General features: G+C 49.3%; 15 protein-coding genes. 7 read left to right on the top strand and 8 right to left on the bottom strand.

The window, feature by feature from the left end; genetic code table 11:
* The first annotated feature begins 186 nt into the window (after positions 1 to 186).
* On the top strand, positions 187 to 1,041 hold the full coding sequence (locus CZ360_RS04570) for an LCP family glycopolymer transferase (RefSeq protein WP_077533034.1): 855 nt from the start codon (positions 187 to 189) through the stop codon (positions 1,039 to 1,041).
* Between the two features lie 35 nt (positions 1,042 to 1,076).
* Here CZ360_RS04570 and CZ360_RS04565 read toward each other — a convergent pair whose 3' ends face one another.
* Genes CZ360_RS04565 through CZ360_RS04555 form a run of 3 tightly spaced genes read right to left on the bottom strand, consistent with a single transcriptional unit; the run spans position 1,077 to position 2,181 of the window.
* Positions 1,077 to 1,430, bottom strand: coding sequence for a hypothetical protein (locus tag CZ360_RS04565; RefSeq protein ID WP_077533033.1), 354 nt, complete (start codon positions 1,428 to 1,430; stop codon positions 1,077 to 1,079).
* The gene (locus CZ360_RS04560) at positions 1,417 to 1,851 is read right to left on the bottom strand and encodes a hypothetical protein (RefSeq protein WP_077533032.1); all 435 of its coding nucleotides are present in this window, start codon (positions 1,849 to 1,851) and stop codon (positions 1,417 to 1,419) included. Before CZ360_RS04560 ends, CZ360_RS04565 begins: the two co-directional genes overlap by 14 nt.
* A gap of 36 nt (positions 1,852 to 1,887) precedes the next feature.
* The gene (locus tag CZ360_RS04555; protein ID WP_077533031.1) at positions 1,888 to 2,181 is read right to left on the bottom strand and encodes a hypothetical protein; all 294 of its coding nucleotides are present in this window, start codon (positions 2,179 to 2,181) and stop codon (positions 1,888 to 1,890) included.
* A 133-nt stretch (positions 2,182 to 2,314) separates the two neighbouring features.
* Between CZ360_RS04555 and CZ360_RS04550 the strand changes: the two genes are divergently transcribed.
* The 6 genes from CZ360_RS04550 (at position 2,315) to CZ360_RS04525 (ending at position 9,101) form a co-directional block, all read left to right on the top strand.
* A complete protein-coding gene (locus CZ360_RS04550) occupies positions 2,315 to 2,803 on the top strand; it encodes a metallophosphoesterase family protein (protein ID WP_077533030.1) in 489 nt (162 codons plus the stop codon).
* Positions 2,804 to 2,862: 59 nt separating this feature from the next.
* Positions 2,863 to 3,612 (top strand): biotin--[acetyl-CoA-carboxylase] ligase, encoded by a 750-nt coding sequence (locus tag CZ360_RS04545; protein ID WP_077533029.1) that lies wholly within the window; start codon positions 2,863 to 2,865, stop codon positions 3,610 to 3,612.
* Positions 3,613 to 3,846: 234 nt separating this feature from the next.
* Positions 3,847 to 4,785 carry a nucleotidyltransferase family protein gene (locus tag CZ360_RS04540; RefSeq protein ID WP_077533028.1) on the top strand — a complete coding sequence of 313 codons (939 nt, stop codon included), beginning with the start codon at positions 3,847 to 3,849 and terminating at the stop codon, positions 4,783 to 4,785.
* Positions 4,782 to 5,906 carry a phosphotransferase enzyme family protein gene (locus tag CZ360_RS04535; protein WP_077533027.1) on the top strand — a complete coding sequence of 375 codons (1,125 nt, stop codon included), beginning with the start codon at positions 4,782 to 4,784 and terminating at the stop codon, positions 5,904 to 5,906. The genes CZ360_RS04540 and CZ360_RS04535 overlap by 4 nt, the downstream gene beginning before the upstream one ends.
* On the top strand, positions 5,903 to 6,616 hold the full coding sequence (nagB, locus tag CZ360_RS04530) for a glucosamine-6-phosphate deaminase (protein ID WP_077533026.1): 714 nt from the start codon (positions 5,903 to 5,905) through the stop codon (positions 6,614 to 6,616). The genes CZ360_RS04535 and nagB overlap by 4 nt, the downstream gene beginning before the upstream one ends.
* A 52-nt stretch (positions 6,617 to 6,668) precedes the next feature.
* Positions 6,669 to 9,101, top strand: a complete 2,433-nt coding sequence (locus CZ360_RS04525) for a beta-mannosidase (RefSeq protein ID WP_077533025.1) — start codon at positions 6,669 to 6,671, stop codon at positions 9,099 to 9,101.
* Positions 9,102 to 9,151: 50 nt separating this feature from the next.
* Here CZ360_RS04525 and CZ360_RS04520 read toward each other — a convergent pair whose 3' ends face one another.
* From CZ360_RS04520 to cuyB, 5 genes are all read right to left on the bottom strand, one after another.
* Positions 9,152 to 9,688 (bottom strand): GNAT family N-acetyltransferase, encoded by a 537-nt coding sequence (locus tag CZ360_RS04520; protein WP_077533749.1) that lies wholly within the window; start codon positions 9,686 to 9,688, stop codon positions 9,152 to 9,154.
* 56 nt (positions 9,689 to 9,744) lie between these two features.
* Complete coding sequence (gene hydE / locus CZ360_RS04515) at positions 9,745 to 10,785, bottom strand: [FeFe] hydrogenase H-cluster radical SAM maturase HydE (RefSeq protein WP_143530151.1); 1,041 nt, start codon at positions 10,783 to 10,785, stop codon at positions 9,745 to 9,747.
* Positions 10,786 to 10,887: 102 nt separating this feature from the next.
* Complete coding sequence (locus CZ360_RS04510; RefSeq protein WP_077533023.1) at positions 10,888 to 11,298, bottom strand: VOC family protein; 411 nt, start codon at positions 11,296 to 11,298, stop codon at positions 10,888 to 10,890.
* 41 nt (positions 11,299 to 11,339) lie between these two features.
* Positions 11,340 to 11,657, bottom strand: coding sequence for a hypothetical protein (locus CZ360_RS04505; protein ID WP_077533022.1), 318 nt, complete (start codon positions 11,655 to 11,657; stop codon positions 11,340 to 11,342).
* Positions 11,658 to 11,828: 171 nt separating this feature from the next.
* A complete protein-coding gene (gene cuyB / locus CZ360_RS04500) occupies positions 11,829 to 12,557 on the bottom strand; it encodes a cysteate racemase (RefSeq protein ID WP_077533021.1) in 729 nt (242 codons plus the stop codon).
* Between the last annotated feature and the right edge of the window lie 13 nt (positions 12,558 to 12,570).

The raw sequence follows: 12,570 nt of genomic DNA, 5'->3' as shown, positions 1-12,570 counted from the left end.
CAGCAGTATCGAAAACCACAGCTTCCGAATCAATTTTCGGTTCTTTTTCCATTCTCATAACCATTCCTTTCACATGGATTCTTTCTGCTGTTATCATACCATGAATAAAAAATCAGATCAAGTTCTGTTTATTTTTCTTTTCCTCCGCCCATACTTTACATAAATTGAAGGAAAGGAGATTCTGTTATGCCGCAGCGTACCCATCGCAATTCCAGCCTGTTCTGGAAAACCTTCTGGATTTCGGTCGGGTGCCTGGGACTAATTTTTGCAGTTTTCTATTTCTGGACCTTACGGCCCGTATCAAATGTCTCTCACAACGAGGTGTCCGTCCCGATTGAGGAAAGCTACACGCCCCAGGTATCAGATAATCAGAATATTCTAGTGATTGGCTGTGACGAGCGCAGCCAGCCCGCCAAATTTTTTCTGCTGCTTCGTTTTGACGCCGAGGATAACTGCTGCTATGTTACACCGCTGCCGCCGGAAGCGGAAGCAACAGTGAATGTAAAAACCATGTCCATCACCGAACACTATGACTATGGCGGATATGAATATGCAGTATCAGCCGCCGAGAATCTTTTTCTAATCCATATCCAAAAATATGTCCGGATCGACAAAAGCGGGATCGCTGCGTTAGTTGACTATTTCGGCGGAATGGAAATCGATCTGTCCCGAGGAGTGGAGACAGAACATTACCAGTTTGAAAGCACCAAGCAGCGGATTGACGGTGACCGGATGGCAGAGCTGCTCCTGTTAGGCGACACCAATCTCAACGGAGAATTAACCTGTGCATACATCAACCAATGTATGACTGAGGCCCTGGTAGAAAAGCGGTCAAATTTTTACTCTGCACTGTTTAACCAGTGCGACACCAATTTTACAAATCTCGACCTATCCAATTTGGTCACACCAATTAAACGTTTTTTTGCCCGGTCAGAGGAAAAGGCAATCCCTGTGCTTCTGGACGGCGACTATTTTGACGATGGGGAACGCTTCACACCCAATGAAGATTCTGTCAAAGAAATTCAAGAGCTGTTTCAGTAATATAGAGAAGGGTATGGCGTATGCCATACCCTTCTCTATATCAGGAGGTAACATAACGCTAAAATCAGCTTAGTGTCAGCTCCTTCCCGGATCAGTAAAACGAGCAGCATCAAAAGCATGATCTTTTCCTGATCCAGATCAAGGTTGGATAAAAACGAGGAGAGCCCCGAAGCCTGCGGCGCCGCCTCTGAAGAGACAGATGCAGGAACCGGGACAGCGTGGTTATGTTCGGTGTGTACCGGCGAGGAAGACGGTCTGTTCTGTCTAGCCGGAGGCGATGCCTGCTGTCCGAGCTTTTCATTGGCGCGGCGCTGCATTTCGCGGACACGCCGAATCGCATCCCTCTGCATTGACATCATATCCCCGCCGCTGTATCTATTTTCTGCCATCGCCAAACAATCCTCCCAGCAAACCGCTTTCCTGGATCATCGGCAGAAGGGAAAATAGCTGCAGCATTCGGATTGCCTTATCCACCTTTGCCTGCCTTGAATCCGAAAAGTGGGGTTTTAACGCGCGCAGCAGCCGCGTGTTGTCATCCTCCATGTTCATGGAGCTGACAATTTTCTGTACCTGCATCAGCATATTCAGGTCAATACCGGAAAGATCCAGTCCGGTATTCTCGGCTGGGGCCTGCTGCTCTGTATTCTGCGGGCTGTTATTGTTCCCCAGCATGTTTGACAATTCGGATAAATCCGGCATCTGCCCGCCGTTTTCTTCGTCCATGCCAAGCATCTGCGCCACGCTTTTTAGCTGTTGCTGACCCTCTTCACTGCTCAGAATACTCTGTAATTTTGAAAGCAGGTCATCCATTTTCTCTCCTCCTTGCCATGCTCAGCACTGGTTTTCTTATTTGGAATTAAAAAGCTTCTTCATCAAAAGCTTTGCCTGCGGTGTATCCATCAGTTTTTTGGCCTTTTCCGGATCGCTGATAATTTCCTGGAAGCTCTTTGCCTGCTGAGGCGGCAGCTTCCGCACAATATCATCAAGCTTTCCGTTATCAATCTGCTGTTTTAACTGCTGGGGAGAGGTGCCAATCGTCTGGCTCGCCTTTCCGATTAATCCCCCGACGTCCTCGCTCCGGTATTGCTGCTTCGGCTGATTATTTTTTCCATTCATTGGCTGTTTGTTTCTTTGATTCATTTTAAAACAACTCCTTTCTTAGTATTCTATTTTCATTCCTGCATTTTCGTGATATAATCATTCTATAAAAGAAGGTCTGTTATTATCCTATGCCTTCTGGTATGAAACTAGAACGCGGAAAGGGGCAAAAGAGATGCCAAACCGGGCTCGGATTATTGTGATTTCAGATACGCACGGCAGGTTCCGGCCGCTGTACGAAATTGTGTTAAAACATATGGAGGAGGCTTCCTGCTTCATCCATCTCGGAGATGGGATGAATGAGACAGAGGATATTCATGCCCTTTATCCGGATCTCGCGCTCTACTCTGTGCCCGGAAATTGTGACTTTGGCGCACAGGGGCCATTTATGAAATCGGTAGATGTAAGCGGGAAAACCATCCTTTTTACACACGGGCATTATCATCAGGTCAAATACGGGCTGTATGATCTCAAACAGATTGCACGTTCCCAGCATGCCAATATTCTTTTATATGGCCACACCCATCAGAGTATGGCCGAATATGACGACGGGCTCTATATTATGAATCCCGGAAGCCCGGTTCAGCCGCGGGACAGCAAGGCAGGATACGGCATCATTGATATTACAGAGGCCGGCATTGTTCTCAATCTGGTTCAGATATAACAAAATCAGCTTTAGTTTTCAGAAAGGAAGCTTTGCACCGGCAAAGTACAGGCGCCATTATGGAATGTAACTATACCATCTATTCATTTCAGGAACTCAGCTCCACGAACACCTATGCAAAGGAACAGCTTTCTTTCCTGCCGGATCGCTGTGTCATCACTGCGGACTGCCAAACAGCCGGCAAGGGACGGATGGGCAAAAACTGGTCAAGCCCTCCGGGATTAGCCCTATACCTCACATTTGTATTAAAAAATCCCCCATTTGATATTTCTATGCTCCCGCTGATCAGCGCGCTGGCGGTCTGCCGGGCTTTAGAACATGTGACAGAGGGACTTGACCTACAGATCAAGTGGCCGAACGATGTCCTGCTTCGCCGAAAAAAGCTGTGCGGAATCCTGTGCGAAAGCGTCCTAAAGAAAAACGATTGCTCGGTAATCAGTGGGATTGGCATCAATGTAAACCAGTGTAGTTCAGATTTTGCGTCTGATGCGCTCGCCTATGCCACCTCCCTTTTAATAGAAACCGGAAAGCGCTTTCCGATTCAGGAAATAAGGGACGCCCTGATCCAGTCCTTTGACGAAGCGCTGGAATTCTATGCCGCAGAAGGATTTTCCGCTTTTCAGCGTGAATATGAACGGCGGCTGGTCAATATCGGCAAGGAGGTGCGGGTTCTATACCGGGAGCATGAGGTCCAGGCCGTTGCGGTTGGAATTCTGGAAAACGGAAATCTGCTCTGTGAAAATGAAGAGGGACGTTTTGCTGTAAACAGCGGCGAAGCCTCCGTCCGGGGCTTATATGGGTATACATAAAAAAGAGAGAAAGAGGCGGCGTCTCTTTCCCTCTCTTTTATTCTTCACGGACTGGGATCGTCGCGCTCCGCGAGGCGGCGGTAGCATTTTTCGCATAACTGTATAGAAAGTCAGAACGAAACAATTTTTCGTTATCCTATTTTTATTTTGCTTTTTTCCTTCTTCCATCTGGTAATTTTATCCCCTATATCTTATAATAAAGGAAACAGACTTCATACATAAAGGAGCAGCTTCATGACAAAACCATCCTTAGTAGTGATGGCCGCCGGAATGGGCAGCCGGTTCGGTGGATGCAAACAGGTAAAGCCGATCGATTTGGCCGGGCATACCATCCTCGATTTCTCTGTCTATGACGCCATGCGCGCGGGTTTTGGCGCCGTTTATTTTATTATCAAGGAAGAGATGCGGGCATCCTTTCAGGAGACTGTCGGGAATCGGATCGCCGAACATATTCCGGTCTGCTATGTGTTCCAAAAAAATGAAGATCTTCCGTCCGGTTTTTCCTGTCCCCCGGAGCGCAGCAAGCCGTGGGGCACCGCCCACGCGCTTTTTGCCTGCCGAAACCAGGTGAAGGGACATTTCGCGGTCATCAATGCGGACGATTATTACGGTTCCGAAGCATTTCAGGCAATATTCCGTTTTTTTACAGAAAGCCCAGACGACACTCAATATGGCATGGCGGGATACCGGCTTGAAAACACCCTGTCGGATTACGGAGCTGTTTCCCGCGGAATTTGCCGGGTCAATCAAGATGGATCGCTTTTATCGGTTGTCGAACATCTCAATATCCGGCGGGAGGGACAGCAAATTTTGTCTTCCTGCCCCGATGGACGGCGCGTTCCGCTTCTCCCGGATCATACCGTTTCAATGAACTTCTGGGGACTGTCCGACTCTATTTTCCCTTTTCTGGAGCAAGGGCTTGCCCGCTTTCTCTCAGAACAGGACAGCATGGGCTTATGCCGCAATGAATACTACCTACCCAGTCTGATCAGCGAGCTGATCGAACAAAGGCTTGCTTCTGTCCGCGTAATTCCTACCGGTGAGAGCTGGTTCGGCATGACCTACCCGGAGGATTATCCTCTGGTGTGCCAGACTATCAGTTCGTTTCAGGAAAGCGGCCGCTATCCCAAATATCTTTGGGCACATTTGGAAGAGAGGAGGAACACCCTATGACAGACTATCCGGAAGCGTTCCTCCAGTCAGTCATCCGCCAGTTTCGGACAGAGGGAATATTTCAGCGAGTCAAACGCTTTGGAAACGGGCACATCAACGACACTTTCCTCGTGACCTGTGCCGATTCCAATCGGCAGTATATATTACAGCGGATTAACGGCCACGTCTTTTCCCATCCGGAACAGGTCATGGCGAACATGGCTGCGGTTACAGCCTATTTAAAGGAGGCTGTCCGACAGAGCGGCGGGAATCCTGAAAGGGAAGTTTTAACGCTGATCCCAGCTCATAACGGAAACCTGTTTTATCAGGATCATCACTGCGGTTTCTGGCGGATGACCCTGTTTCTGGAGCAGGCCTATTGCCTGGAGGCCGCGGCCTCCCCAACAGAATTCAGGCAGAGCGGCTTTGCTTTTGGGAGCTTCCAAAAACAGCTTGCCGCCTTCCCAGCCGATACGTTGTATGAGACAATCCCCTGCTTTCATGATACGCCCAAACGGTTGTCCGATTTTCAGAAAGCTGTTTCCGAGGATACATGCGGCCGAGTGAAAACAGTAGCTGAAGAAATTGAATTTATCCTGGAGCGGGCGCCCTTTACTACAATTCTTGCCCATGCATATGCGGAGGGTGATATTCCTCTGCGCGTTACCCATAATGACACAAAGCTTAACAACATCATGTTTGACAGCAACACGAGAAAGCCGCTCTGCATCCTGGATCTGGATACGGTGATGCCCGGATTTTCCGCAACCGATTTCGGAGATGCCATCCGGTTCGGCGCCAATATTGCAGATGAGGATGAGAGAGACCTATCCATTGTTCACTTTGACCTTTCCATGTATCAGGCGTTTGCTGAAGGATTTTTGGCAGGCTGCGGCGATATCTTGACGCGGAAGGAAATTAGCCTGCTGCCCTCCTCTGCCAAGCTGATTACACTGGAAAACAGCATGCGGTTCCTCGCGGATTATCTGGAGGGGGATCATTATTACCATACCTCCCGGCCCGGACAGAATCTGGATCGATGCCGCACCCATCTCAAGCTGGTTTGGGAGATGGAACAGCAGTGGAAGCAAATGAACGATATCATCGCTGAAATTAGAAAGAACAAAGGAGAGAAAAAATGAAAATCTATGAAGCGCACAGCATGGGAGAGATGAGCCGGAAAGCGGCAAACATCATTTCCGCTCAGGTGATCCTTTATCCGCATAGTGTTCTGGGGCTGGCAACCGGTTCTTCCCCCATCGGAACCTATGAACAGCTTGCCGATTGGTACAAAAAAGGCGACCTGGACTTTTCTGAGGTGACTACTGTAAACCTGGACGAGTACCGCGGGCTGGACGGAAGCAGCGAACAAAGCTACCGGTATTTTATGAACCAGCACCTTTTTTCTAAGGTAAATATCAAGCTGGAACGCACCCATATTCCCAATGGAATGGCAGAGGATGTGGAAGCTGAATGCAGAAGATACGACGAGCTGATCGCCTCGCTTGGCGGGATTGACCTCCAGCTGTTGGGCCTCGGCCACAATGGGCATATCGGCTTTAACGAGCCGAGCGGCGCCTTTGAAAAGACAACCCACTGTGTGGATTTGGGCGAGAGCACAATCCAGGCGAATTCCCGTTTTTTTGAAAGGATGGAGGATGTTCCCCGACAGGCAATCACGATGGGGATTAAGTCCATCATGCAGGCGAAAAAAATCCTACTGATTGTGGGCGGTGAGGATAAAAAAGAAATCCTGCATCGATCCTTGTTCGGCCCGGTAACGCCGAATGTCCCGGCATCGATCCTGCAGCTTCACCCGAATTTAACAGTGGTGTCCTGCAACGCGTTATAGTGATTCATCAGTTATTGAAAGGACAAAAGTCCTGAACATAAAGGAGGAAAAAATGGAGAGACAAAAGCTGCACAGTGGCTGGAGCCTGCAGATTGCAGGAGAGATGGAAAAAATCCCCGCGACCGTTCCCGGCTCAGTTTACAATGACCTATTGACAAATGGGAGGATGGAGGATCCATTTTGGCGCGACAATGAAATGAAGGCGCTGAAAATCATGGAACATGATTTCATCTATACCACAGCCTTTACGGTAGAACCGTCCGTCAGGGCAAGCGAACAGATTTTGCTGCACTGCGACGGCCTGGATACCATCTGCGAGCTCTATCTGAACGACGTTCTGCTGGGTTATGCTGATAACCAGCACCGCACCTGGGAGTTTGACGTCCAGGATTTGTTAAAAGACGGAGAAAATATTTTAAAAATCATCTTCTATTCTCCGACAAGATACATTAAAGAAGAACAGAAAAAGATTATTGTCGACGGTTCTTCTCACGCCATGGTAGGCTTCCCGCATATCCGAAAGGCCCACTGTATGTTCGGCTGGGACTGGGGCCCGAGACTGCCTGACGCGGGCATCTGGAGAGATATCGAGCTGCTGGGCATTAATGAGGCCCGGATCGACAGCGTATATATCACCCAAAACCATGCGGATGGGAAAGTGGATCTGGAACTGGAGGTAGAAGCCGATGTTCTCTGTGAGGAATGCGGCATTTCCTATGACGTGACCCTCACTGCACCAGACGGAACAGTCTCGCGCTATGAAGATTCACCTGAATCCATTTCCGTTGAAAATCCGCAGCTCTGGTGGCCAAACGGCTATGGGGAACAGCCGCTCTATACTGTCAGGGTAGAACTGAAAGTGGAAAATACAGTGGTTGACGTTTGGGAAAAACGGATCGGTCTGCGTACCATGACCATGCATATTGAAAAGGACGAATACGGGGAAAGCTTTGCCCATGAGGTAAACGGAGTACAGATTTTTGCCATGGGCGGCGACTATATTCCGGAGGACAATATCTTTTCCCGGATCACCCCAAAACGCACCCGCAAGCTTTTGGAGCAATGCGCTGCGGCAAACTATAATGCGGTACGCGTCTGGGGCGGCGGATATTATCCGGACGACTGGTTTTACGACGCCTGCGACGAACTGGGCCTGATGGTCTGGCAGGATATGATGTTTGCCTGTGCGGTTTATGAACTGACTGAGGAATTCGAAGAAAACATCAGGCAGGAGCTTATCGACAACATCAAGCGTCTCCGTCATCATGCCTCTTTAGGCCTGTGGTGCGGGAACAATGAAATGGAGATGTTTGTCGACCAGTGGGAATGGGTGACCACCCACAAGCAGAAAGCGGACTATATCAAGATGTATGAATACATCTTCCCGAACATTCTCAAGGAATATGATCCAAACACCTTCTATTGGCCTGCAAGTCCGTCCTCCGGCGGTTCCTTCGATTGTCCCAACGACCCAAACCGCGGGGATGTGCATTACTGGGAGGTATGGCATGGAAACAAGCCGTTCAGCGATTACCGCAATTTCTATTTCCGGTACGCTTCCGAATTCGGCTTCCAGTCCTTCCCCTGTGAAAAGACAGTGGAAGGCTTTACCCTTCCGGAGGACCGAAATATCTTCTCCTACGTAATGGAAAAGCATCAGCGCAATGATTCCGCCAACGGGAAGATTATGAACTACCTGTATCAGACCTATCGCTATCCTACCGATTTCGGCACGCTCCTGTATGCATCCCAGATGCTGCAGGCTGAGGCGATCAAATATGGCGTAGAACATTGGAGAAGAAACCGCGGGCGCTGCATGGGAGCGATTTACTGGCAGCTCAACGACTGCTGGCCGGTTGCAAGCTGGGCCTCTATCGATTATTTCGGTCGCTGGAAAGCACTGCATTACTACGCGAAACGCTTCTTTGCGCCCCTGATGCTCTCCTGCTGTGAGGAAAGCACCATGACCCAGGAACCAAATGTCAATGCGGAAAACCAGGACATTGAAAAGAGCATCCGCCTAAGCGTCGCAAACGAAACGATGAAGGAACAGTCTGTGGTTGTCCGGTGGGCGCTGCGAAATAACGACGCCTCAGTGGTGCAGAGTGGTGAGGAAGCTGTAACTGTCCCCGCGCTGAGCAGCCAGTGGCTTGAGAAGGTCTGCTTCCCAGAGGCCGATATCCATACACAGTATGCAAGCTTTGAAATGGAGCAGGATGGACAAATCATTTCTTCAGGATCAGTTCTGTTCTGCGCACCGAAGCATTTTATCTTCCTTGACCCGAAAATCTCTGTGACGGTGAAGGGAGATGAGCTGATCGTCTCCACAGCCGGCTATGCTAAGGGAATTGAGCTTTTGAACGAGAACGAGGACTGGGTTTTGGAGGACAATTATTTTGACCTGAATAACGAAACCAGAAGGGTGAAAATCCTTAACGGCTGTGCTGACTCAGTTAAAGTCAGAAGTATTTACGATATCCGGTAAAGAGGATAAACGAAAAGGCACTGTGGAAAAATCCACAGTGCCTTACTTTTCTATGGCAATACCTTGCATTCCAACTGGCAGTCAAACGGTTCCTGTTCTACATGCCCACGGTGATATTCCTTTGCTTCCACACAGCCCATCGCGCGGTAAAAGGACTGCGTCTCTGCCGCCGAATGAGATGAGATATAAAGCTTTTTCGCGCCATGTCCGGCTGCCCACTGCTGTGCTGCCCGAAATAAATCCCGGCCAATACCAGCCCGGCGCATCTCCTCCGATACATGCAGGCTGGACAAATCCAGGTATTCCTGTTCCTGCCCAAACAGTCCGGCCTCTACGGATACAAAGCCCTTAAGCCACCCCTGATGAAAAGCGCCCAACACCAAGCCGCCGGTTCGCACGGTATTTCTGAGGCAGGATACCAATGTATGGTAATCCTCCTCCGACCACTCATCAATAAAAGGCGCCTCTTGGATCAGCCATTCCCCGCCGATTTTTCTCCAGCAATCGGTCACAACCTGCCGCCGCCTGAATTTTGAAAATAGCGAACGGTCAATTTCTTCTTCCGTTAACTTTCGATATGTCGTCATTTCTGTCTCCATCTTGTCCTGCGGGCACAGCGAGAGCCGTGCCCGGATTTTGTTCGTTATTCCTTTTTGCAATCTCCACGGTCTACCAGCAAATGGTAGCCGATCTCCTCCATTCGCTGCTCCAAATCTGCCAAGCCTTCTGCTGCTTCCACACCGGAGGAAATCTTGTTGTCATACAGCATATATTTTTTTCGCACATCTAAGGGGGATAGGTTTGGCATTACGACATTGGCCCCTGCCAATACTCCCTTTTCCCTGCCAAACGGATGAATGGTTCCCAGCGCGGTGGTTGCTGGAATCAGGATATTCGGGAACATCAGCCGAAGAATACCGATCATCAGCAGGGTCTGTTCCATGCTGCCCGATTCATATTTGGCAAACGGGGTATCCTGATGGCGGATAAACGGACCGATTCCAACCATCTGCGGCCCCAGCTCCTTGAGGAAAAGCAAATCCTTCGCTAGATGGCGGGCGGTTTGGCCGGGAGAGCCAACCATGAAACCGGAACCCACCTGAAAGCCGGCCTCCTTGAGCCAGAATAGACACTGCTTCCTGTGGGCAGCGGAGAGATTCTGCGGATGAAGTGCTTTATAATGTGCTTCATCCGCAGTCTCATGGCGGAGAAGGTACCGGTTTGCCCCAGCATCAAAAAAGCGCTGGTAGCTTTCCTTGGAGCGTTCTCCAAGCGACAGGGTGATGGCGCAGTCCGGATAAGCCGAACGAATCCGGGATATGATGTGCGCCATCCGGTCGTCGGTGTAATATCCGTCCTCGCCGCCCTGCATTACAAAGGTTCGGAAACCCAGCTCATAGCCCACCTCGCAGCAAGATAGAATCTCTTCCTCTGTTAAGCGGTACCGTGAAGCCTTTTCATTGCTTTTTCTAATCCCGCAGTAATAACAGTCATTCTTGCAGTAGTTGCTGATTTCAATCAGTCCGCGGGTATAAATCCCATTTCCGTAATATTTCCCGGCAAGCTCACGGGACTGGCTGAACAGGTACTCCCTGTCCTCTTCGGAGGCTTTTTCGATCAGCTCCGTAAACTCATCCTCTGATAGAACCCGGTTTGCTTTGAGCTTATCAATCAATTGGCGCATTTTCATTCCTCTTTATCCGTTTATTATCCTCATTATATCTTTTTTTCATCTGCCTGTAAATAGAAAACCCGCATAGGAAATATTCCCATGCGGATTTTACTTTTAGTCGCTTAGCTGTGCGAATTCCAGGCGTTCCTGGCTTGGGCCGGTAATAAAGAAATATCGGCAGGTTTTCGGCGCAAATACATCAAGGTGTTCAATTCCGTCCGATACAATTTCATAGCCCTTATCCTGACATTCCTGATAGAGGTCGTCCAGATTATCAACCCACATTGCAATATGGTCGACATGCCCGTCTGCGCGCGCCATGTTCTTCGCGTTGATCTCTTCATCGAGCGGATGATATGCCTCGATCGTGCAGGTGCCGTTTTGGAGCATCACAACGTCAAACCCATTCAGGTTTTCCGCAATTGCTGTAACCTCAAAGCCAAACTCCTTGTAAAAATCAATGGTCTTGTGAATGTCCGCACATGGAACGCCGATGTGCGCCAATCCGGTTGGATTGTATTTCATGATAAGCCCTCCCTTTATTTTAAGCTGTCTGTACAGCCTGTTTACTCTTCCAAGTCCTCTTCAGCAGATTCAATCCATCCAATATACCGCTCATAGGCTTTGACCTGCTCCTCAACGTAAGGGAGCATATGCGCCTTGATTTTTGTCAGGATAGTATCCTTATCTGCTGTCAGCCAAATACCGCCCATATGGCTGCGGAACCCATAGTCTCTAAGACTCAGCCAGTAATCCACAAAGCAGTTCCCACGTTTGGGATCGCTCTGGTCTACTCTATATTCTACTGTCACTTCAACGTCATCCCGTCCGCATTCTTCCTCTGTTAGAAAAAAACGAAATGCGTTGAGCTTTTTATACTGCACAGCCCTCTACCTCTTTTCAGTTTCGCAATCTTGGTCTACAGCACATAATAGTTCCGGACTTTTGATATCCCGAAACCATTATAGCATAACGCTCTCCAGTTTGACAGCCTGTCCGCACTTTTTTGTCAGGAACATCAAAACGGTACAGAAAATTCTGTACCGTTTTCCAAATCAATTTTCACATGGCGTTTTCAGCTCTTTACCGGCAAACAAAATCGTCTGCTCCGCCAATACCGTCAGGGAATCTACCACATCCGGACATTCCGGCTGGAGATTCAAATCAGCAAACGCCACAGAAAGCTCCGTACATCCCAGCACGACCGCATCACAGCCTTTTTTCCGCAGAGCATCGATCACCGCCGTAAATTCCCGTTTTGAAACCGGCTTCCCGGCCTTGACCTGATGATAGATAATCTCCGTCACCTTTGACTGGATGTCCGATTCGGGCACAACGCATTTCAAACCATGCGTCTCGCAGGCCATCCCATAGGTGTTGGAGCAAATGGTACCCTCTGTGGCCATAATGCCAATCCTCTTGACACCGGGAATCCTCCTTTCGCAGTAGGAAACCGTCTCCTGAATGATATTAAGCAGGGGAATGTGAATTGACTGCTGAATCTTTTCAAAGAAATAATGCGCGGTATTGCAGGGAAGTACAATAAAATCGCATCCGGCCGCTTCCAGCATCTTGGCGTCCGCGACCATCACGTCCAGCGGCGATTCCTCGCTTTTTCCCAAAATATAGGCGGTTCGATCCGGAATTGTCGCATGGTTTGACACCAGCATGTCCAGATGCTCCTGGTCTTTGCTGGCGTTGGTTTTTTTGAGCAGCATTTCCATGAAGTAGACTGTCGCCATCGGGCCGACGCCGCCCAGAATCCCAACCAAACGCGATCTCATTCTCCGGTTCTCT

The sequence above is a fragment of the Massiliimalia massiliensis genome (assembly GCF_900155615.1).
GTDB classification, from domain to species: Bacteria; Bacillota; Clostridia; order Oscillospirales; family Ruminococcaceae; genus Massiliimalia; species Massiliimalia massiliensis.
Note: the sequence above shows the minus strand (reverse complement) of the source record. Positions and strands in the feature narration are given on the sequence as shown.

Coding starts and splice junctions, on each gene's coding strand:
- CZ360_RS04570 (WP_077533034.1), top strand. CDS start 187: ATGCCGCAGCGTACCCATCGCAATTCCAGCCTGTTCTGGAAAACCTTC.
- CZ360_RS04565 (WP_077533033.1), bottom strand. CDS start 1,430: ATGGCAGAAAATAGATACAGCGGCGGGGATATGATGTCAATGCAGAGG.
- CZ360_RS04560 (WP_077533032.1), bottom strand. CDS start 1,851: ATGGATGACCTGCTTTCAAAATTACAGAGTATTCTGAGCAGTGAAGAG.
- CZ360_RS04555 (WP_077533031.1), bottom strand. CDS start 2,181: ATGAATCAAAGAAACAAACAGCCAATGAATGGAAAAAATAATCAGCCG.
- CZ360_RS04550 (WP_077533030.1), top strand. CDS start 2,315: ATGCCAAACCGGGCTCGGATTATTGTGATTTCAGATACGCACGGCAGG.
- CZ360_RS04545 (WP_077533029.1), top strand. CDS start 2,863: ATGGAATGTAACTATACCATCTATTCATTTCAGGAACTCAGCTCCACG.
- CZ360_RS04540 (WP_077533028.1), top strand. CDS start 3,847: ATGACAAAACCATCCTTAGTAGTGATGGCCGCCGGAATGGGCAGCCGG.
- CZ360_RS04535 (WP_077533027.1), top strand. CDS start 4,782: ATGACAGACTATCCGGAAGCGTTCCTCCAGTCAGTCATCCGCCAGTTT.
- nagB (WP_077533026.1), top strand. CDS start 5,903: ATGAAAATCTATGAAGCGCACAGCATGGGAGAGATGAGCCGGAAAGCG.
- CZ360_RS04525 (WP_077533025.1), top strand. CDS start 6,669: ATGGAGAGACAAAAGCTGCACAGTGGCTGGAGCCTGCAGATTGCAGGA.
- CZ360_RS04520 (WP_077533749.1), bottom strand. CDS start 9,688: ATGACGACATATCGAAAGTTAACGGAAGAAGAAATTGACCGTTCGCTA.
- hydE (WP_143530151.1), bottom strand. CDS start 10,785: ATGCGCCAATTGATTGATAAGCTCAAAGCAAACCGGGTTCTATCAGAG.
- CZ360_RS04510 (WP_077533023.1), bottom strand. CDS start 11,298: ATGAAATACAATCCAACCGGATTGGCGCACATCGGCGTTCCATGTGCG.
- cuyB (WP_077533021.1), bottom strand. CDS start 12,557: ATGAGATCGCGTTTGGTTGGGATTCTGGGCGGCGTCGGCCCGATGGCG.